At 38.3% G+C, this 22,147-nt stretch carries 16 protein-coding genes; 12 read left to right on the top strand and 4 right to left on the bottom strand.

Features of this window, described 5'->3' with window-relative positions; all coding sequences use genetic code 11:
• Window positions 1-471 carry a polyhydroxyalkanoate synthesis regulator DNA-binding domain-containing protein gene (locus DNJ75_RS06985; RefSeq protein WP_157968250.1) on the bottom strand — a complete coding sequence of 157 codons (471 nt, stop codon included), beginning with the start codon at window positions 469-471 and terminating at the stop codon, window positions 1-3.
• Between the two features lie 227 nt (window positions 472-698).
• Between DNJ75_RS06985 and ftsZ the strand changes: the two genes are divergently transcribed.
• Complete coding sequence (ftsZ, locus tag DNJ75_RS06980) at window positions 699-1,784, top strand: cell division protein FtsZ (protein ID WP_117002654.1); 1,086 nt, start codon at window positions 699-701, stop codon at window positions 1,782-1,784.
• Between the two features lie 118 nt (window positions 1,785-1,902).
• Here the strand turns inward: ftsZ and DNJ75_RS06975 are convergent, their stop codons facing one another.
• On the bottom strand, window positions 1,903-3,969 hold the full coding sequence (locus DNJ75_RS06975) for an AMP-binding protein (protein ID WP_117002651.1): 2,067 nt from the start codon (window positions 3,967-3,969) through the stop codon (window positions 1,903-1,905).
• A 183-nt stretch (window positions 3,970-4,152) separates the two neighbouring features.
• Here DNJ75_RS06975 and DNJ75_RS06970 point away from each other — a divergent pair, with 183 nt between their 5' ends.
• The 3 genes from DNJ75_RS06970 (at window position 4,153) to DNJ75_RS06960 (ending at window position 11,558) form a co-directional block, all read left to right on the top strand.
• The gene (locus tag DNJ75_RS06970) at window positions 4,153-4,584 is read left to right on the top strand and encodes a universal stress protein (protein ID WP_117002649.1); all 432 of its coding nucleotides are present in this window, start codon (window positions 4,153-4,155) and stop codon (window positions 4,582-4,584) included.
• Window positions 4,577-7,279, top strand: coding sequence for a PD-(D/E)XK nuclease family protein (locus DNJ75_RS06965; protein WP_117002647.1), 2,703 nt, complete (start codon window positions 4,577-4,579; stop codon window positions 7,277-7,279). Before DNJ75_RS06970 ends, DNJ75_RS06965 begins: the two co-directional genes overlap by 8 nt.
• A 103-nt stretch (window positions 7,280-7,382) precedes the next feature.
• Entirely contained in the window at window positions 7,383-11,558 is a 4,176-nt protein-coding gene (locus DNJ75_RS06960; protein WP_117002645.1) for a glycosyl hydrolase, read from the top strand.
• On the opposite strand, the gene DNJ75_RS06955 is transcribed toward DNJ75_RS06960, so the two are convergent.
• On the bottom strand, window positions 11,555-11,836 hold the full coding sequence (locus DNJ75_RS06955; RefSeq protein WP_117002643.1) for a hypothetical protein: 282 nt from the start codon (window positions 11,834-11,836) through the stop codon (window positions 11,555-11,557). The genes DNJ75_RS06960 and DNJ75_RS06955 overlap by 4 nt on opposite strands.
• Window positions 11,837-12,099: 263 nt before the next feature.
• On the opposite strand from DNJ75_RS06955, the gene DNJ75_RS06950 reads away from it, so the two are divergent.
• The 5 genes from DNJ75_RS06950 to DNJ75_RS06930 all read left to right on the top strand — a co-directional run bounded on the left by DNJ75_RS06950 (window position 12,100) and on the right by DNJ75_RS06930 (window position 18,494).
• Window positions 12,100-12,762: a phosphoribosyl-AMP cyclohydrolase gene (locus DNJ75_RS06950; RefSeq protein ID WP_206609098.1), complete on the top strand. Its 663-nt coding sequence runs from the start codon at window positions 12,100-12,102 to the stop codon at window positions 12,760-12,762.
• A 102-nt stretch (window positions 12,763-12,864) separates the two neighbouring features.
• Complete coding sequence (gene cydD / locus DNJ75_RS06945; RefSeq protein WP_117002641.1) at window positions 12,865-14,724, top strand: thiol reductant ABC exporter subunit CydD; 1,860 nt, start codon at window positions 12,865-12,867, stop codon at window positions 14,722-14,724.
• Window positions 14,712-16,391, top strand: a complete 1,680-nt coding sequence (cydC, locus tag DNJ75_RS06940; RefSeq protein WP_117002639.1) for a heme ABC transporter ATP-binding protein/permease CydC — start codon at window positions 14,712-14,714, stop codon at window positions 16,389-16,391. The genes cydD and cydC overlap by 13 nt, the downstream gene beginning before the upstream one ends.
• Window positions 16,392-16,500: 109 nt before the next feature.
• A complete protein-coding gene (gene era / locus DNJ75_RS06935) occupies window positions 16,501-17,394 on the top strand; it encodes a GTPase Era (RefSeq protein ID WP_117002637.1) in 894 nt (297 codons plus the stop codon).
• A 35-nt stretch (window positions 17,395-17,429) separates the two neighbouring features.
• Window positions 17,430-18,494 carry an HlyD family secretion protein gene (locus tag DNJ75_RS06930; protein ID WP_117002635.1) on the top strand — a complete coding sequence of 355 codons (1,065 nt, stop codon included), beginning with the start codon at window positions 17,430-17,432 and terminating at the stop codon, window positions 18,492-18,494.
• A 1-nt stretch (window position 18,495) separates the two neighbouring features.
• On the opposite strand, the gene DNJ75_RS06925 is transcribed toward DNJ75_RS06930, so the two are convergent.
• Entirely contained in the window at window positions 18,496-19,977 is a 1,482-nt protein-coding gene (locus DNJ75_RS06925) for a peptide MFS transporter (RefSeq protein WP_117002633.1), read from the bottom strand.
• A 219-nt stretch (window positions 19,978-20,196) separates the two neighbouring features.
• Here DNJ75_RS06925 and DNJ75_RS06920 point away from each other — a divergent pair, with 219 nt between their 5' ends.
• The 3 genes from DNJ75_RS06920 to DNJ75_RS06910 are packed head-to-tail and all read left to right on the top strand — an operon-like array spanning window position 20,197 to window position 22,146.
• Window positions 20,197-20,745 (top strand): KdsC family phosphatase, encoded by a 549-nt coding sequence (locus DNJ75_RS06920; protein WP_117002631.1) that lies wholly within the window; start codon window positions 20,197-20,199, stop codon window positions 20,743-20,745.
• Window positions 20,745-21,326, top strand: a complete 582-nt coding sequence (gene lptC, locus DNJ75_RS06915) for an LPS export ABC transporter periplasmic protein LptC (protein ID WP_117002628.1) — start codon at window positions 20,745-20,747, stop codon at window positions 21,324-21,326. The genes DNJ75_RS06920 and lptC overlap by 1 nt, the downstream gene beginning before the upstream one ends.
• A complete protein-coding gene (locus DNJ75_RS06910; protein WP_117002626.1) occupies window positions 21,313-22,146 on the top strand; it encodes an LptA/OstA family protein in 834 nt (277 codons plus the stop codon). The genes lptC and DNJ75_RS06910 overlap by 14 nt, the downstream gene beginning before the upstream one ends.
• The last annotated feature ends 1 nt before the right edge of the window (window position 22,147 follow it).

Raw genomic sequence — 22,147 nt, 5'->3', positions numbered from 1 at the left:
CTATGGCTTTTTTGAGCTTTTTAGATTATCCCAAGACTTTTGCCAACGATTAATATTGTCTCTTGCAGTGGTGTTGAAGTAATCGCTTGGCGACATTGCAGTATTTGATTTTTTGGTAATTGCTTCCGTGGCGTGCTTTTGTCCTAGATATAAATCTAGCGTTTTGTTAAAACACATCACCAACGTGTTTTGCATATCTGTGCCATAAGATTTAATAATGTGTGCCAAAAATTCATTACTAAACATCTGTCGAGGGCTTGTTTCTTCAAGATCGTTAATAATCTGCATGAGTACACTACGGGTAATATCTTTGCCACTTTTATTCTCAACAACAACGACATTTTCATGCTCAATAATCAGTTTATGCACACCTTCTGCGGTAATGTAACAACTGTCTTGAGTGTCATACAAACGCCGATTAGGGTACTTCTTAATGAGTCTAACTTCGTTTTTATCGTATTGCTTCTCCATGAAAAAATTCCCATCATCTAGAAAACTTACTTGAACTGCAGTGTAACATAAATCATTCATTATCAATATATGAGAAAAGCAAATACACGGTGCAAAAAATAATTTATGCTAAATTTCTTTTATTTACGAAAGATTTTTGCATGAAAGCGCAGAAATATCGTTATTTTAGCGTATTTACGTATATACTATAAGCGTTTTTAGTTAAGGGAAAAGTTTTAGGAGAAACGATGGCAAGTTTAGAGCAAGAACAACATTCAAGTGGTTTTGAACATGGTCGTATTAAAGTAATCGGTGTTGGTGGTGGTGGCGGCAATGCTGTCAGCTACATGGTCGAGAAAGGCTTACAAGGTGCGCAAATTTATGCGATGAATACTGATAAGCAAGCGCTTGATAAAAATTTAGCACCACATAAAGTGCAAATTGGTGAGTTTATTTCCAAAGGGCTAGGTGCCGGAGCCAATCCTGAGGTCGGTCTTAAAGCAGCACAAGAGAGCATGCATCACATTGAAGAAGCTATTGCTAATTGTGATATGTTATTCATTACTGCAGGCATGGGCGGTGGTACTGGTACGGGGGCTGCTGGTGTTATTGCCGAGGTTGCAAAACGCAAAGGTATTGTGACAGTGGGCGTGGTGACGACACCTTTTTCATTTGAAGGGCGACGTCGCGAGGTTGTTGCTAGACAAGGTATCTCAGCACTTCAAGAGCATGTCAATTCCTTGATCGTTATTCCTAATGATAAATTACGTAAATCATTGGGAGACAGAACAACGCTAATGGAAGCTTTCCACGCTGCCAATGATGTACTTTTTAATGCGATGTCATCAATGACTGGGATTATTCGTACCCCTGGTCACATTAACGTTGACTTTGCGGATGTGAAGACAGTTATGGCATCTCCTGGTTTGGCAGTAATCGGTACAGGGCACGCCGGTGGTGAAGATCGTATTTTAAAAGCGGTTGACAAGGCGGTTTCTTGTGACTTGTTGGAAGATATTGAACTAAAAGATGCCAAAGGTTTATTGGTATGTGTTACCTCTAGTAATGATATTTCTTTAGGAGAATTCACCGAGTTAGGTGATCGTGTGGCAGAGATTGCATCTCCTGACGCGCCAGTTATTATCGGCACCTCCATCAAAGAAGATATGGGTGATCATGTCGATATCACGATTATTGCAACTGGCTTTGATGTTGATGTCACCACTGAACGCTACAACACGATTCGTCAGGTAAAAACACAGACTCAATCTAACCAAAATAGCTTAACCGAAGGGCAAACCTTGGCGCGTAAAGTAAATCCAGATAGTAATTAAGTGCCGAAACAATAGTTCCTTGATAATAATGGATATTCGGGTCAAGCCCGAATATGACAACTCGCGTCCATTCTCGGACTTGATCCGATAATCTAAAACAACACCTGATAAATTTTACTCAGCAACACGGACTATTTTGACAATATTGCGCATAATGCGCTTTTAATTCCCGATGCATTATTTTGTTACTTGCCGTTCTTGGCAATTTTTCAATTAAAATAACATCGCTTATTTTAAATAATGGATTTAAATGCTCTTTAAGCAATGTTTGCATTTGTGATTTCAACTGACAAAGATCCATTTGTGCTGTTGGTACAACATAAATAACGAGTTTAGATATTCCTTCAATCTCGTCATTAACTGCCACGGCAGCAAGTTCATAAATATGCGCTAAATTTAAAATCACTTGCTCAATCTCAGCACTTGAGGTTTTAATTCCACCTAAATTCATGGTGTTATCAGCGCGTCCTAATGAGCGGTAATAGCCATTGACAGAGCGCTTTAATAAGTCGCCATGTCGGCGTAATGGCATATTATTGTAAGATGGCATATCACGATAATAGACATCGCTGTTATCAGCATTTAATAATCGGTTGGACAAACCTAATGCACAAGAACTTAATGCAGCTTCACCAATACATACAGTGTTTTGTGGCAAAATATGATGCTTATCATCCAAAAGTTTAAGCTCAATACCAAAACATACTTGCGAGAATTGGGAAGGGACATTTTCCTGCAACAGTGTTGAGCTAATATAAGCGCCACCAATCTCAGTGCCACCACAGTATTCTATAATTGGTTTATAGCCGGCATGTAATGACAGATAAAATATATCTTCAACATTAGAGGATTCACCAGTGCTGGCAAAGAGCTTAATATGCTGCCAGTTAACGTTCTCAAGCACGGCATGAGTGCGCCATGCGTTAACAATACTTGGAATAACACCTAATTTAGTGACTTGAGTTTTTTCAATAAACTGGGCGAATTCAAGTGAAGTTGGCAAATCTTCAGTTAATACCATCGTTGCCCGATTTAAAAAGACAGCAAATACAAGCCATGGACCCATCATCCAGCCAAGATTGGTTGGCCACGCCCAGATATCTTCTTTATTAGTATCCATATAAAGCTTGGCATCGGTTGCTGCTTTAAGTGCCGTGCTTTGCTCCCAAATAATGGCTTTTGGCGTGCCTGTTGTGCCTGATGAGAATAAAATGTTAATAACACCTTGCGCATTATGTAGATAAGGATCAAGCATTATATTGGTGTTATTTGAAGTTAACAAATCATCAAAGGACATGTCATGAGCACGTAAGTTAATGCTTTGATTCTTAGTGTTTAAGCAGATAATTGATGAAACCTGACAACTCATAATCTTTTGATAAAGTTCAAGCGTTTTATTGCCACGAGTAATTACATCTTGTGTTACTACGAGTTTGCAGTTGCTAATACTAAGCCGTTTATTGATTTCACTCTCGGAAAAGCTATCGGCAATTGAAACAATACTCGCACCAAGATAGATAACAGCCAAGTAAGTTGCCACTGCCTCGATATTCATCGGCATAATAATGGCAACGGTATCCTTTGGGCTTAATTGATAATGATGTTTAAATCCTAGAGCGATCGTAAGTACCAAGTCTTTGAGCTCGGCATAATTTATTGTTTGATCGGTATATTTACCATAACGAATCCCTTTATAAATAATTGCTGACTTCATCGCAAGATCATCTTCAACATTAATACAGCAATTGGCAATATTAAACGAAGCACCCGGTAACCACGTAGGTGTATAAGGAAATATTGACGTATCAAAGCTTGCTAGTGGTTTTTTGCTAAAGGGTAAATTTAAATCAGCAATTGCTTGTCCCCAGAAAGCTTGAGGGGCTTCAATGCTATACTGATAAAACTGAGAAACATTAGAAAAATTAAGCTCATTAAGCCATTTGCCTAAGTAGCTACTTTTCATTGTTTCACTATCGGGTAACCAAATGGGTTTAAATTCAGTTTCAGCGTAACAAAGGTGATATAACTTATAATGACTATCAAAAGGAATATCGGGCGTTAAATAGTGCCTTGTTAGTTGTTGCCATTTTTCCTGAGGTGATAATTTGCTTACAAGCAATTGCTTGATGGCATTTATATCAGCTATTAATGGTGTATTGCATAAAAAATCTAAATCCTTATCCATGGCTTTTCCTTTTTTAATTTTTTAAATTGATTTAAAGCACAAAACAGGGATATTGTAGCTAAAATTAAATTGAAGTAAAAAGGTTCATTCCTGCAAAGTATTCGCTTGACCTTAATCCCAAGGTCGCAATAGAGTATAGGTGAGCGGTATATATCATTTCAATGCAACTAAAAGGAGATATGAATGTTTGAATACCAAAATATTATTTATGCAATCGATGTTAATGACGATGTGGCAAAAGTATTGGATCATTTGGTTGATTATGCTAAAGCCAAAAAAGCGAACTTATATGTTATCAGTGTCCATAAAACGGTTTTCGACTATGGCTATGGCGCAGGTATTTCAGAGAAAACACCTAACCAGTTAATTAAGGATCGTTTGACACAGAAATTCACTGAGGTTACTGCAGATATTGCCAAACATGATCATGTGATCTGCAAAGTGATTGATGCAGATTCTGTGGCAGATGGCATTATTGAATATATTGAAAAACAAAACATTGATCTTTTGATTCTCAACGGACATCACCATGGCGTTTTTGGGCGCATGGGCTCAGTCGCTAGTAAGATTTCTAATAATGCACCGTGCGATGTGGTTATTCTAAAAAATGCTTGATGCATACAAACAATTAAATGATGATCAAGGCATCAGTCATTATCTTGGGTTATTAAATCAAATTGATGACAAAACAATCGTCATCACCGCCAATACGCGTTTAAAAGATCATTTAACGGCAATGTATTTAGACTATGCGCGTAATGAGCAGCAGTATGTCGTATTGCGTGATTTTTGTATGAGCTTTGATGGGTGGACTGATGCTTTATATACTCATGCACAAATGATTGATAGTGCTTTACCTAATTTAATTAGCGATGATGAGGCACGTTTTTTATTGTTGAGCTTTCTTAAGGATGATGCGGATGTTTTTATGCCCAATGCGCAGCAGGCAAAGCTCGTACTGGGTGCATGGCAACTATTACAACAATGGAATCTGGATATAAAAGTACTTGAGAGTGAAACAGCAAATAAGAATGTTCGTTTGTTTTTGCGTTGGATAGAGCGCTATCAAAACACCTTGATTGAACATAATTGGATAGATAAATCACGCCTCATCACAGCGCTGTTGGCGAAGCATGAGGTATTAGCTAAGACCTTTGCGCATTTGGATTATCAGAAAATCATCTTAGTTGGCTTTGATACCTTGACACCGCAAATGGAGGCATTTTTTGCGCACTGTGTATCGAAGCTTAATATTACGATAGCTAATTGGACTTTAGTCAATACAAAAAGCAAGCTGCAAATAACTGAATATCTTGAAGATCAACTGGAGATTCAAAAAGTTGCCAAAGCCGTCTTTGAATTAAGCCAAAGCAAACCACAAGCAACCATTGGCGTGATTGTGCCAGATTTACAGACGCAATTTAGTACTTTGATTGATGCCTTTGACCAGTACTTTATTGCGGCTGAAATTAAGCAAAATCCTTTGTTAGATAACAGTTCTCGTGAATATACCATATCAGGTGGCGAAAGCTTATTGTATCAAGGCATTGTTTATCAGCTGATGCTATGGCTTAAGATGAGTAAAACCCTAAGCTATGATGATATCAAATTAATGCTAAGCTCAAACTATCTTAAAGGGCACGCTGATTACAAAGCACAAAGATATCAAAAGCTGCAATCTCTTAAATCAAAAGTCCCTGAATCCATTGAATTTGCTAAGTTGGTTAAACTTAAGTTATTTACTGATGATTGTGATCCGATCTTATTGGAAGTAATCACGCAAATGTTACGTTTCCATAATTCACAAAAGCAAGAGGGTAAAATCACAGCCTTTGCTTTTATTGAAAAGCTAAAAGAAGCACTTGTAATACTTGGGTATCTTGATCATTGCAAGCTTACCAGTATAGAACATCAGGCGTTGGCACAGTTTTATAAGCTACTTAATAAGCTTATTATGTTAACGCGCTTAGAGATTAAGCTTGAGTTTAATCAGTGGTTGATAGAGTTACAAACCTTAGCCAGTAACACACTTTTTCAAACTGAAACGACGACGAATCCACGCGTGCATATCCTAGGGATGCTTGAGGCAACCGAAGTTTACTTTGATCATCTGTTTGTGATACGCATGAATGATAGTAATTGGCCAAGTCTTGCCAATATGAATCCTTATTTGCCTTTGTCATTGCAAAGATCACACTCGATGCCACATTCCAGTGTTGAGCGAGAGCTTCAATTTGCCAAAACCATTACCAAGCGCTTAACCAAACAGGCGCAACATATTCATTTTAGCTATGCATTATTAAATAATGCAAAAATACAAATGTGCTCACCTTTAGTGATGAGCTTAGCTGCAATTGATTATGATCATACAAAGCTTGATTATAAAAGGAATGATGAAGTTCACTTTGATGTATTTGAAGACAGTTCACTGCAAGCCATGACAATTGAAGCTTGTCAAACACTCAAAGGTGGCTCGCAAGTGTTTAAAAACTTTGCTGAATGTCCGTATCGCGCGGCATTGATTCACCGGTTGCATCTGGATGCCGATAAGGCGCATAAGCCAATATTATCGGCACTCGAGAAAGGTGTGATTATCCATCACGTACTAGAGCAGATTTGGCGCGAGTTAAGAACATCTGGCAACTTAAGCAATATGCCAAAAGATGTATTGATTCAAAAAGTAGCTCAACATGTCCAATCAGCGTTAAATATGCATGTCGCATTAATCAATATGCTGCCGCAACTTATCAAAGAAGTTGAGATCTTGCGTCTGCAAGAGGTGATCATACAATGGCTTGATTATGAGAGATCACGCCAAGAGCCGTTTGAGGTCTTAGCCCTTGAGAAAGAGCTCAAATGTGTGATTGCAGGTGTGACACTTAAGTTACGTTTAGATCGAATTGATCTACTTAAAGACAATCATACCGTAGTCATTGATTATAAAACTTCTAAAAGTTATCAAATTAGTGATTTACTGAAATCACCGATTACTGAGTCGCAATTGCCATTATATGCCATCTATGAAAATGCTGATGCCGTGGCAGTTGCGACGGTAAATGGTGCTAAGATTGGCTTACAAAGTATCTCAAGCATTAATGATTGGATACAAGAAGGCGAACCAAAAGCTTATCCTGCTAAAAAAATATCTGAAGATGCGCCACAAAATTACACGGCATTAAAACACTATTGGCAAAGACAATTGGATGAGCAAATGTCAGGTTTTGTTGCAGGCGAGTCGATGCTAACACCCTCAGCGGCGAGTTGTCAGTACTGTGAGTTTGCGATTGTTTGTCGTATGAGTTACTTCTAGTCATCATTAGTCATTTTTAGTCATCAAAAAAACACCTGTGATTCTTTATTCCATTTGTATACTAAATGTGCACACATTCTTTTGACTTTAAGAGGAGCATATTATGAATACCAATAAGTTGTTATCACCTGCTAAGTTTTTTAAAGTGTCACGTCTATCTCGTTATTTAGGCTTTGGCTCATTGTTTTGTTTTTCGCCAACATTTGCCGATATCTTACTGCTTGAAAAGGGTAGCTATACCGATAGCTTGCATAATAGAGTGGATATAATCAGTGGCAAACCATTTACTGCATTAAATGCAGCACCTAAAGTCTCCTCACGATTGAGCTCACCTTATCCAACAACCGATTGGTGGTCATCGCTTATTTGGAGTTTTAATAATCAAAACATGTTTTCAGAGGCGATGTTTCCGCATCCATTAAGTGTCAAAACAAATGCCAAAGGTTTAGAGATTGGCTATCCACAGGAGGCGCGTGTTTATTCGCATGAATGGCAGGGCAAAATTTTGCAACGCAATTCAGGCTATCAATACCCGCATTTTGCTGATATGACGGTTGGCTTAGATGGTTTTAACGTTGATAAAACGGTTGTTGATGCTTATTCTGATTGGACTGTGACAAGCTTATGGCAACAAGGGCAAAATGAATTAAGAGCGACTTTTGGTCATGGATTATCTTTTACCTATTTTGAAAAAAAGGGCAACAAAGATGCGGTGATTGAATTTGCTGAGCTTAAACAAAATCATCATTTCTCACCGTTTAATGCACAAGTATTCACATTAGATCATATCAATGGTCAATATCTTGGAAGTGCTACAGAGTTTGCCATATTTATTAATGCCAACGCACCAGGCTTGGCGGTTAAAGCGCGTATATCCTATGATTTCAACGGTGATGGTGAGTATGACAAAGTCGAGCTTTATAGTAATTTTGCCACGGATGCAGATGAGCAAAGTGTTGAGCGATATACGCAGAATGATCGCGGTGGCTTAGATCAAGATCGATCGTATGGGCAGTATCAACATTTTAATAATGGCAAGGTGCGTGTTGAGATTTGGCAAACGGAAGGGCAAGGAAGCTTGCTACTGGATTTAACACAAACAAATGTCAAATTACCTTTCCAACTAGAGGCGCAAAGTTACTATCTTGATGCATCAAATCATCACCTAGCAGCACATATGCCTGTTGTTAATACTGTAAATATCGGTAGCAGTGACGAGCCGCGTGCCGCAGGGGATATTGCCAAGGTGTGGTTTCAGTCAAATAATAGTGTTGGTGTTACCATTAACAATCACCATTATGGGATTTTTGCACCACATGGTAGCCAATGGCAGCGATTGCAGCATGGCAATAATGACTGGGTTTATGGCTTACGCTCTAATTTATCCGGCAAAGATTACTTCTCAGTGGCAGTTTTGCCAGACAATACACCAGAAACGCTTAGCTTTTATCAGAAACATGCCTTTGCCTTTGTGCGTGATACGCAGATTAGTTTTGAGTATCAAAAAGAGCAGAGTCGTGTGTTGAGCACTTTTAATGTGCAAACAGAATTAAAAGAATCTCATCCTGATTATATCAACACGCCATTGGCTGCACTGTATCGCCATCAATGGCTTAATAGTAGTGATGAGTTAAGCACATATAGCTATCAAAGCGCGCGCGGCGAAATGCGTGTTGTCGCGAATAATCACTTTAATACGTCAATACGATTTCATGGGGTGTTGCCAATATTACCTAAGTTTGATGACAGCACATTATTACGTCAAAAGTTTATGGCAGATTTCCAAAAACTACAGGCAAACCCAACACTCTTTAGTGCCAAAGATACTTATTGGCGTGGTAAGGAATATGCCAAAGTTGCCGATCTTATTCAGGTCGCAGATCAATTAGGGTTATCAACAGAGCGCGATTACTTATTATCACACTTAAAAGAGGATATTGCTGCATGGTTAACGGTTGATGCTAATAACGATCAAGCATTTTATTACTATGAGCCAATATGGGGAACACTGATTGGCTATCCGGCGTCTTTTGGCAGTAATGATCAGTTAAATGATCACCATTTCCATTATGGTTATTTGGTCAAAGCGGCAACGGTTGTTGCGCTGTACGATAGTGCGTGGGCTCAAGATTATAAAGACATGATTAATTTGGTCATTAAAGATGTGGCGAATATTGAACGTAATGACATGCGCTTCCCATGGTTAAGACAATATGATCTATATGCTGGACACGCTTGGGCATCAGGGCATGCCAGTTTTGCCTCAGGTAATAACCAAGAGTCATCGTCAGAGTCGATGCATTTCTCAAGTGCGGTGATTTTATGGGCAGAAGCAACGCAGCAGGATAACTTAAGAGACTTGGGTGTGCTATTATATAGCTTAGAAAATCAAGCGATTAATCAATATTGGTTTGATGTGGATAACGCAGTTTTCCCAAGTGATTTTGGTCATTCTAATAATGCGATTGTTTGGTCTGATGGTGGTGTTTATGGCACGTGGTGGACAGCAAATCCTGAGGAAATCCATGGCATTAATTTCTTACCGATTCATGGTGGTTCGCTATATTTGGGGCAATATCCTCAGTATGTTGCTAAAAACATCGCGGATTTAAATGCCAGTAATGCCTTCTTTGAAACTGCCAATGGCAACAATAATCTACAGTGGAATAACTGGCAGGGGATTTTGTTGCAGTATATGGCGCTGCAGGACCCGCAAGGGGCGATGACAGCTTACCAAAATATGCAATACACGCCAGAATATGGCACGACAGATACCTTGATATATCATTGGTTGCACAATCTGACATTACGCGGTCAAGTGGTTAAAGATATTTATGCAAATACGCCAAGCTATGCGGTTTTTAATAACAATGGTCAATATAGTTATGTTGCTTTTAATGCCGATACTATGGCGAAAGAAGTGCGCTTTAGTGATGGTGTGAATTTTGTCGTGAATCCTCTAAGTTTTGCACTTTTGGATAATGGAATTGTTAAACATATCCCCTTATCTGCTCAAGAGAATGCCACTGAAGATCCGCATGATAATACAAACACAAATAATAATACGAATGATGAAACAAACAATGCCTCTGAGGATACAACAGATAATAATTCATCGACAAATAATTCAAATAATAGTAATGACAGTAATAGTAGTGACCAGAATAATCAAAGTGGTGACAATAATAATGAGCAATCATCAACCACAGAGAATAACTCACAAGATACAACCACAAATAATGATGTCGTTTTCGCAATAACTGATCCTGAAGGGCGCTTTGATGGTGTATTACGTGTTAATGATAATGTGGTTACCGTTCAGATAAATAGCGAAGTGACGCGTAACTATATTATTCTGCACTTTATCGATCATAATGGCGTGCAGCAAAATGTTCAACTGATACTAAATGGTGTGATCAATGGTAAGTCGCAGTGGACTTATAGCACACAATACTTTGATTTGAGTAAACCGTTTAAATTTACCTTGCAGGATTCAAAATTTGGGCAGTTTGAAAGTATAGCGTATTTAGCAGCTGACTTAGACGTAAATACCGACAATACAGCGGCAAATAATAGTAATAGCACAAGTGATGCAAATACTTCAACTGATCCAAATAATACAAACGAAGAAGCTCCGGTTAATTCAAATAGTATCTTGCTCAGTGATTCAGAGGGGCGTTTTAGTGCCAAGATGACACGCAATAATGATGAGCTACAATTGACGTTTGATGCAAAACAGCAGCGTCATTATGTGATTTTCCACTATATGGATCAGCAGGGTCTTAAACAAAATGTGCATCTATTACCTACAGATGGTTATCAATGGACTTGGCAGGGCAATAATATTGACTTGATGAAACCAGTGCAGTTTACCGTACACGATATGCATGTTGGGCAGTTTAACTCATCGGAATATTTATTAGCGGCATTGCAAGTGGGCTCAGTAACTGAGACAACAGAATCTGCGAGTGACTCCTCTAACAATAGCAATCATAACGACGATCAACGTATTGAAGTGAATGAAGAACGCTTTAGCTTATTGGCAGTTATCAACCAGTCGAATGGAGTGTTTAATATCACGTTCAATGACAAACAAGAGCGTGCTTATGTGATTATTCATTACGTAGATAAACAAGGCATTCCGCAGAATAGACACCTTATTCGACAAGAAAATAATCAGTGGCAATTAGATGCTGATAGTTTTGATCAACATAAAGGTTTCTCTTTAACGATTGACGACCCTCGTGGGCAATTTTCAACAGAGAGGTATTTTTTCTAAGCATATTGCCCAACTCGCCAACGACGAGAGAGGAAATTATCGATATTGAGCTTCTTTTTAAGGAAATTTTGATTTTGTGCCAACATCGGTGTCGGCTCGGGGTGGTGAAAATGAAAGTTATATTTGCGCGCGATACGACGCAAGTTGCTGACACTACAATCGAGTAATTTTGCAATATCATGGGTTTCCATTTTACGGTGCATGCACTGTTGAAAAAACTCTAAAATTGAGCAGTGGTAAAGGTTAGTAATTTTTTCTTCAACGGTGATTTTCTTCATTAACTTTCTCCCTATGTATTTGTCCTTATATTTGTTTTGTCATTGAGACTTAACAAAATATTACCATTCACATCTCCTAATTAAGCATCCTGCTTTGGCAAATAAGCTAAAATTCAACATGGTGCTTATTAGTTGCGACTTACTTTATATAAAGCCTTAGCGATTGGCTAGCATAAAATGTAAAAAAATTGCAAATTTAGCAATTTAGTGCTTAACTCGCCAAGGTTACATGTTGATACAAACTATAACAAAGGAGATAGTTTATGGATAATGATAGAAAACTACCAAAATCTCAGGCTGAAAAAGTTAAGTCATTGGATTTAAAAGGTCGCATTACACCTGTTGTATTGAGTTTATTTCTCGTGCTTGGGATTGCTGCTATGCAAAAAGCAAATGCAGCAGCGACATCAACAGCAACGGACAGTAAAGCATTAACAACACTCACAAAAAGCACCAACAGTGTTACGGTAGCCGAGGTTGAAAAAGCACAATCACAATGGGCAGCAGGAATTGTGGCAATAGGCGATGCTTATACAAATAAAGGAAATTATAAAAAAGTTGCTAAAGATCTTATTAATACACTCTATGCGTATAATTATGAAAAAGGTGTGGTGATGTTTAAACCAACTAAAGCCAAGGATATTCCATTTAGACCAACGAAGGAATCAGCACTTTCTTACTTTGTCGGTGGCAATAAAAAATTCAAAGAAGATAAGGGTTTTGCTCTTCAACCATGGACTAAAGTGGTGTTCCATAATGATGAGATGTATTTCCATGGTGATATGGCAATTGCAATGGGTACGTATGACTTTACCGACACTAAAGGCAAAGTAACCACCGTTGAATATACCTTTGCTTATGTCAAAATGCCAAATGGGCAGTTAAAGATTGTCTTACATCATTCTTCCGCACCATTTTCAGATTGATTTATCCTATAATAAACTCTCAAATTGTCTATATTCACTTACATGTCAGCGTGGTGCGGTATATAATGCCGCCATTGTTTCAGATCGATTTATTTCACCTTTATGCAAGCAAATACAGCTTCAGAACGTAAGTCAGCACGGATCTGGTTAAAGTCGCGTGCTCATCCTGCTAAAAAATGGGTACAACTCACCATACTAGTGAGTTTTTTAAGTGGCTTATTACTCATAGGACAACTTTATCTGTTGGCATATATTTGTTATGCCGCTTATATCGAAAAACTCTCAAACATTGAACTTATTAGCTACTTTGTGGCGATTATTGCTATTGTGTTCATGCGAGCAGGTCTGTCGTGGCTTAAGGAAGTTGTGAGCTTTAAGGCTGCGGCTAAAGTAAAAGAGCAATTAAGAGACGATGTTATTGCGCATATTAATCAATTAGGTCCTGTGAAATCAGGCGAGCTAAGTAGTGGCGATTTGATCAGTGCGGCAATGGAGCAAGTGGAAGGCTTAAATAATTTCTTAATGTACTTCTTGCCACAAATGACCTTAGCAGGTCTTATGCCGTTGGCGATTTTAATCTTTATTTTTCCTCAAAGTATTGTTTGTGGCATTATTTTACTGGTATGCGCACCTTTAATTCCACTTTTTATGATGCTGGTTGGTTGGGGCGCTGAAAGTGAAAACCAAAAGCATTTTCAAACCTTGGCACGAATGAGTAGTGTCTTTTTAGACACACTGCATGGCTTAGCTACTTTACGACTGTTTAATCGTGCTGAAAGCCATGCGCAGAAAATCTTTGAATATTCTGATGATTATCGTGTTAAAACCATGAAAGTATTACGCATTGCGTTTTTATCATCCGCGGTACTTGAAGTATTTTCAGCAGCCTCTATTGCACTGGTTGCGATTTATCTAGGCATGGGCTTTATCAATAGCGCTAATGTTGATACTGTTTGGTGGTCTTTTGAAAATATGACCTTGCAAGGTGGACTGTTTATTTTGCTGTTAGCGCCTGAGTTTTTCCTGCCTCTTCGTGAGTTAAGCACGCATTATCATGCAAAAACCGAAGCAATGGGGGCAGCTCTTGAGTTACAAAAAATATTTGCCTTATCAAAACATGATGACGCAAAAGGTGAAAAAGGTGAAAAAGATGAAAAAGGTGAGAAGATTAATCAAGTCAGCTTGATACAAGACTTACCAATGATTGATTCAATTCAATTTAATCATTTAAGTTTTTGTTATGCCAATAAATCTAAAAATGCACTGACTAATATTTGCTTTGAGGTCAAACATAAACAGAAAATTGCGATTGTTGGTGCCAGTGGTGCTGGTAAAACGACTATTTTAAATTTGCTTATGCAGTTTATGCATGCAAAAGATGAAGCAATTACCATTAATCATAATTTGCCACTTAATTGCATTGATGAGAGGCTTTGGCTTAGTAGGATCAGTTGGCTTGGACAAAGTGCCGGTCTCTTTAAAGGCAGTATTCGCTATAATTTACAGCTTGCAGATGCTGATGCTCAAGATGATGCATTGTGGCATGCGTTAAAACTGGCGCAATTAGATCAAGAAGTGAATACGTTTCCCGATAAATTAGCAACTGAAATCGGGGAGCAAAGTATAGGCTTATCCGGGGGGCAGGCACAGCGTTTGGCATTAGCGCGCGCCTATCTTAAGCCTTGTGAATTACTTTTGTTAGATGAACCTACGGCAAGCTTGGATAAAGAAAGTGAGAACTTGATTATGCAAAGCTTATTAAACAATTGGCAAAATAAAACGGTGATTATGTTGACGCATCGCTTACAGTTCCTGAGCGAGATGGATCATATTATCGTGATGGCTGAAGGTGAAATTGTACAACAAGGGTGCTTGGAGGAATTGTTGCAAGATCAATCAAGTTACTTTTATGCACTATACCGTCACCAAGTCTTAGAGGGAGAAGTTGCATGCGCGCATTAATTCCTTTTTTAAGCATTTTTAAACATCAAGCAAAATGGATGTTTATTGGTACCTTTCTGGCATTTCTAGCAATTTTGGCCAGTATTGGTTTATTATCTTTATCTGGTTGGTTTATCTCATCAACTGGGTTTGTGGCTATTTCAAGTTACGCAATTGCCAGTCAATTTAATTATTTTTACCCATCAGCTGGCGTGCGTGCTTTTTCATTGATGCGTATTCTAACGCGCTATGGTGAGCGTGTTGTCACACATGAGGCAACGTTTAAGTTATTAACTGATATTCGAGTATGGGTTTATAACAAGCTTGTGCCTTTAGCACCTGCACATTTAGCACAATATAAAAGTGGTGATTTACTCAATCGCTTAGTCACTGATGTTAATAGTTTGGATAACCTATATATTCGGATTATTTCACCAAGTTGTGTGCTTTTTTTGTCGATTTTGCTGATTGGGGTATTTTTTAGCTTTTTAAGTATTCCTTTAGCGTTAATGACCATGGGCTTTGCTTTTGTTGCAGGGTTTTGTATTCCTGTTGTTGGTGGCAAATTATCTGCTCATACCGCAAAAACGCTAGCGGAAGAGTCCGCAGATTTAAAAACATCAATTACTGAGCATGTGCAATATTTAGCAGAGCTTAAGGTCTTTGCTGCAGAAGATAAGCATGCAGAAATGATTAATATGCAAAATAAAGCGCTTATTACAACGCAACAAAAAATGAGTCATTATACGGGGCTTAATGCAGCCCTTATGACCCTGTTTTTAGGTGCGACACTGTGGTGTGGTATGTGGCTAATGGTCGGGCTTGTCCATCAAGGTGTAATAAGTGGTGCTTTTATTGCCTTGGTTGCGTTAGGCATTATGGGCTTGTTTGAGGCGATTATGCCTTTACCTGTGGCTTATCAGTATTTAGGACGTACGGTATCTTCAGCTAAAAGATTATTAAATATTATTGAGCAAAAACCAGCAAAATTATTTGTTGATGATGACAACAGTGAGCAACTAAACGCATCAAAAAAACCAAAACACAATGTTATTTCTTTTGAGGATATTTCGTTTAGCTACCCTGGGCGTAATAAGCTGATCTATGAGCATTTTAATCTTGAGATTACAGCCAATGAAAAGCTTGCTATTGTCGGTGCTACTGGTTGTGGTAAGTCAACGATTGTTTCGTTGTTAGCAAGATTTTATGCGCCATCAGCAGGCAAGATATCAATAGGTGGCATCGATATTGCACAATTTACCGAATCACAACTGCGTCAGCAAATAACGATTATCAGTCAGCATGCGCATATTTTCAATGGCAGTATCCGCGATAACTTGTTAATAGCAAATCCTAACGCGACTGATGAGATGTTATGGCATGCTTTACATGTTGTAGATTTAAAAAACTTTGCATTAGAGTTGCCACGTCAGTTAGATAGCTGGACAGGGGAGCATGGAAGGCATCTCTCAAAAGGGCAGCAAAAGCGTTTGTCATTAGCGCGTGCGGTATTGTCGCAAACACCTATTTTGATTTTGGATGAACCAACAGAAGGTTTAGATAAGGTCATTGAAAGAAAGGTGATTGATAATTTACAGGCGGTATTTAAAGATAAAACGGTGATCATCATTACGCATAACGACACATTGCTAAGCAGCGTTGATAGGGTATTGCGCATAACACAATAAAAAATGAAGTATTGCATTGCAATATAAACGCGTGATTTTATTCGACAATGGGCATTGTGCTAACTACAATGACTACAATTTCATAAGGAAACAGTAAGACGATCATAAGATGAAAAAATGTGGATTTGTCGCCATTATTGGGCGACCAAATGTTGGAAAATCAACGCTTTTAAATCATATTCTAAAATACAAAATCAGTATCACAAGTCGCAAACCACAGACAACACGCCATCAAATTACCGGTATCAAAACCATTGAAAACACACAGTTTATCTATGTTGACACCCCTGGACTTCACCAGGATGAACCGCGTGCTATTAATCGGATGATGAACAAACAAGCAAGTAGCGTGATCAATGACGTTGATGTCATTTTATTTGTTGTTGAAGTGGGTAAGTGGACAACGGCTGAAGAATGGATATTGCAAAAAATCGAGTCGGTCAAAGTGCCTGTGATCTTAGTGATTAACAAGGTGGATCAATTAAATAATCGCCATGAAGCAGTCGAATTTACCGATGAGATCAAGCAAAAATACCCCTTTGCTGCCAGCTTTCTTGTTTCTGCTAAGCAAGGGCATTTAATCAATGACTTAGAAAGCAAAATTGAAAGTTATCTGCCTGAAAGTGAGCACTTTTTTTATGCCGAGGATCAGGTCACTGATCGCACTGAGCGCTTTATGATGGCGGAAATTATTCGTGAGAAATTAATGCGCACGTTAGGGCAAGAGGTGCCATATCAATTAACCGTTGAGATTAATAAAAGTAAATTTGATGAAGCACGTCAAATTATGGAAGTTTATGCCACCATTTTGGTTGAACGTGCCGGACAAAAAGCAATGGTAATTGGTGCTAAAGGACAGAAACTCAAAAAGATCGGTAGTGAAGCACGTCAAGATATGGAATTTATGCTTGGAAAAAAAGTGTTCTTACAACTATGGGTCAAGGTTAAAGAAGGTTGGTCAGATGATGATCGCGCACTTAAATCATTGGGTTATGATTTTTAGAATTTTTAGGTTTTTTAGGGCTGGAGCTATTGTCAATGACTGAACAAACGACAGAAATTTCAAATAAAACAGAAACAGATAATCAAAATAAAGTGCCAATAGCAAAAAATGCTGGGGCAAAAGCATGGAAGAAATATGCCATTTTAGGCATTGTGATTTTGCTTTGCGTGATTGGTTTTTATGCTTATGTAAAATATACCGAAATTTATCCATCAACCGATGATGCTTATGTTAATGCCGATGTTATTCATATGTCAGCTCAAGTCACGGGTAAGCTTGACAAGTTATATATCAGTAATAACCAAGAGGTTAAAAAAGGCGAGCTGTTATTTACGATTGAGCCGCAAAGCTTTGAGTATGAGCTTGCTAAAGCCAAAGCAGATTTGACATTAGCACAAGAGGAAGTTGCTGCGATTAAAGACTCGATTAATCTACAAGAAGCAAAGCTTAAACAGGCACAAGCACAGAAATTTGTCGCAGAACAAAAAGAGGCGCGTATTGCTAAACTAGTTGCTCAGGGAATGGTTTCAAAAGAAGATGCTGATGAAGCCAAAGGCGATCTTGAAGTGGCTAATGCCAATGTCAATGCTGCATTTGCCAGTATTGCTCAAGAGCAAAAACAATTAACATTGCAACAATCAAAAATTGCGGCTGCCAAAGCAGATGTATCAACGGCAGCATTAAACTTAAGTTATACCAAGATTTATGCGTCAACATCTGGATTTGTGACTAACTTTACGTTGCGTCCTGGTTCATTGATTACACAAAACCAGAATCTATTTGTGTTGGTGAGCAATGAAGCCTATTGGTTAGATGCAAACTTTAAAGAAACGCAAATGTCACGGATGAAAGTCGGACAAAAAGCATCTGTAATTCTTGATATGTACCCTAATGTGACATTGCATGGCACGGTTCAAAGTATTAGTGAAGGAAGTGGCAGTGTGTTTTCTTTATTGCCTCCTGAAAATGCATCAGGCAACTGGGTCAAAGTAGTACAGCGCTTTCCTGTGAAAGTTGTTCTTGATCAAAGTGAAGTGAACAAGGTGCCGCGTCTGCGCGTTGGCGCATCAGCAACTGTTGAGGTTGATACTAACTCTTAAATTATTCTAATTCGCTTTGTAAAACTGGTTGTATTTTATTGGCATTAAGCATGCTGTTTAGCTTTTTCATCATCAGTGAGAAGATAATAGCAACAACAAAAGCAACTGCTGTCATGACTAGGAATATCTTGGCATACATTGGGTTTGTTGCTGCCGCAGTAATGTTTTGAGCATGCTCAGCGCCACTTAACGCAAAGTTTGACACAGGACCTGCCAAATTAATGCCAAAGGCGATATTGATAAATAAATAGCCTGTGAATAAGCCTTGATGTTTTGGCTCAATCATCTCTCCTGCCATAGCGTAATTCACCGCATTTACATGAATTTCACCGGCTGAAACGATTAAAAGTAGCAAAATAGGAAAGAGTACATTAACCAAGTGTGCCTTATCTGCAAGGAATATGCCTAAAGGAATCATTAAAAAAGCAACAACATACATGCTTAAGCCACGCGCGACTAATGAACCGGGTTGGTAAGGGTTATTTGCTTGCTGACGTCTTTTCATCATTCCGGCTAAAATAAAGCCAAAGATGATAACACCTAGACTTTCAAAAAGGTTGACTGTTGCAGGTTGCATCGGGATGCCAAAAAGAGATTTTGACGTGTTGAATTCAACAAAGTTTTCTAAGGCGGTTGATTGTAAGCCTTGAACAAAGGCAAATGCCATACTTGCTGAGCTTAAGATAAGGTAGGCGTAAATTTTTGTGCGATAACTGCTTTGCTGTTTTAGTGCAAAATAGATCATGTAAATCAATGCGGCAATAAAAGCGATATAAATAAGTGCAGAGCCAAGATCAGGGTGATGCATTAAGTAGTAAGCAAATAACAAGCAAGCAATAACAATTAAAGGCGCAACATAGAAGCGTTTTGTATTAAAGGCAAACGAGGTGACATAATATGTTTGTTTGTCATTAACATGTTTCCAGTTCACAAGGTGTATTATAAATGCAATAAATAAACACACTGCAGCAAAGATAAAAGCGGCACTATAAAGATTGTTTCCTTGCAAGATCCCAGCGACAAAAAAGCTTAAAACAAAGCCTATATTCATACAGCTATAGTTAATTGAAAAAGCAATACGGCGACGTTTATCGTCTTGACTAAATAATTGCGTGAGCATCATATTAATACAACTAACATTAAGACCTGAGCCGGTGATAAAAACTGCCATGCCGATTAAAATAATCATATGCACATGCACTGCAATTAGAAATAACCCAACAAACTGCAACACTAAGCTTGCACAGAATAAGGCTCTGAAGCTTAAATAGCGTCCACCGACGGTACCACCTAGAAAGTGAAATAGAAAGTTTAGAGCAAAAAAGCTGGCAGTTAGTGTGTTTGCTTCGATCTTACTCATGCCTGCTTCGCGACTAAGATAGAAATTTAATAAACCCATGAGCACGGCATAACCAACCGTTGAGAAGATTTGAATAAGATTGATATTTAAGACACCCTTGGGCATGTCCTTATAACTTAACATGTAGTTTCCTTTTTATTATCTTTTTTATTAATAAGCTCGAGCATACTAATACGCCATAATTTAAATGTCATGCAGAGAGTTTGATTTTTTAAAACGCACTGAATTTGGTCTGATAAACATCAGAAAACACGTGAGAAATTCAATGGCGGAAATTCTGTAAAATGATTCGCGAGCGGTATATACTAAGCCAAGTTTCTAAATAGAGTTTATATCAGATAAATGGTTAGTTCGGATTTAAAAGAGAAAATAGCAAATATTCAGTTATTGATACTAGATGTTGATGGTGTCTTAAGTGACGGCAAAATTATTCTAAGTAATGATGGTAACTTAACTAAAAACTTTGACGTTAAAGATGGCTTAGGCATGCTGTTGCTGCAGAAGTTTGGCGTTAAATTGGCCGTGATTACGGGGAAGACCTCGCAAGTTGTTCAGGATCGCTTAAGTTCACTTGGTGTGAATGATGTTTACCAAGGGCAAAAAAATAAAATTAAAGCCTATGAGGATTTGTTAAAAAAGCACCAGATAAATCAGGAAAATATCGCCTATATGGGTGATGATTTACCCGATCTGACCTTAATGATGAAATCAGCGGTTTCCTTTGCACCAGCTGATGCCTTAAGGGCTGTTAAAACACGCGTTGATTATGTAACAGCACAAAAAGGTGGATATGGTGCGGTGCGCGAAGTCTGTGATCTTATATTAGAAAGCAAGGGGCTATTAGATAAAATTGTTGATGACTATATCACCTTTGGTGAGGCACGCCTTTAATGTTTTTTAGTAAACGTGTTTTTTTTACAACGATTGGATTAGTTGTTGTCATTGGCACCAGTGGTTGGCTAGTGGTTAAATCAGCACAAGAGCAGATTAGTCATGGTGATCTGCCGGCACATTTTGTTGAGAACACGGCAAAAGCGATTACCTATGAAAAATATGACACGAAAGGTTGGTTAGAGTATACGGCAACCGCAGTTGACGCCACACGTTTTTATAATCAAGATGCAAAGCTTATAACGGTTAATGCCACGCTGTATTCAAAAGATAAAAAAGACAAGCCGTGGAATATCACTGCCAATTACGCTGATATTACCAATAGCAACAATAATATGCATTTATATGGCAATGTGGTGATGTTGCGTAACGCCAATGGCAAAAACTCACCTGCGATTAAAATTGCGACTGATTCGGTAAATTATGATGATGACAAAGACTATCTGGATACGGATAAAAAAGTCACGATAAGTCAACCAGGTACACCCAACAATACGGTTGGCACAGGCATGAATGGTACACCTAAAAAAGGTGATTTTAAGCTATTGAAGGATGTAAGAAGTTATTATGCAGGACAGTAAAAGAAGTAAAAGAGATAAAAAAAGCAAAATAAATAAGAATGGGATAAAGCATAGCTTGCTAAAGTATGCATTATATAGTGCGACTTCTTTGCTTATGCTGCAATGTGCCTTTGCTGCTGAACAAAGCGGTTCGATGGATGCCGCTGGCATGTTTGGTAAAAATGCCAGTAGTGATGGTCAAATTACCATTTGTAGTGACAGTCTATCTTATAGTCAGGATGCACATAAAATCATTTATCAAGGCAATGTGCTTGTCATGCAAACCAAAGATGCAAATATTCAATGTAGTGGTTATAGCGTTCCGAATGAAAATAGCAAGTGGCCGGTATATCAATTCCCCGATCCAAAGGAAGCCAATGGCAAAGTGGATTATACCAATGTGCAAAAAGAGGCATTAGACTATGCTAAGGACGTTTGTAAAAAGCAAAATGGCTGTCGTTTTTTAACAGGGCAAACGCTGACGATTCTATTTGATGATCAAAATAAGCAAGTCAAAGATGTCGTATTAACGGCTAATACACCTTATATTGCTAAGTTCTATTCCTTACCATTTCCAAAGCAAGATAAAAATAATCAAAACAAAAATAAGAGTGATAGTTCGGACCAGCAAACGGTATATGCTGAAGGTAGACAAATGAACTTTAACTTGCTCAATAGTACGCTAACGATACAAGATAAAGCCTATGTTGATCGCGCAGGAAATCGCTTCTCCGGAGATAAAGTGCTTTATGACACCAAAAATGGTCTAGTGACGGTGCCAAATACGGGGCAACGAGCAACGGTTATTTTAAATAACTTAAATAGTGAAAATAGTAAGTAGG

This window comes from Cysteiniphilum litorale, assembly GCF_003428165.1.
Lineage (GTDB): Bacteria > Pseudomonadota > Gammaproteobacteria > Francisellales > Francisellaceae > Caedibacter > Caedibacter litoralis.
Note: the sequence above shows the minus strand (reverse complement) of the source record. Positions and strands in the feature narration are given on the sequence as shown.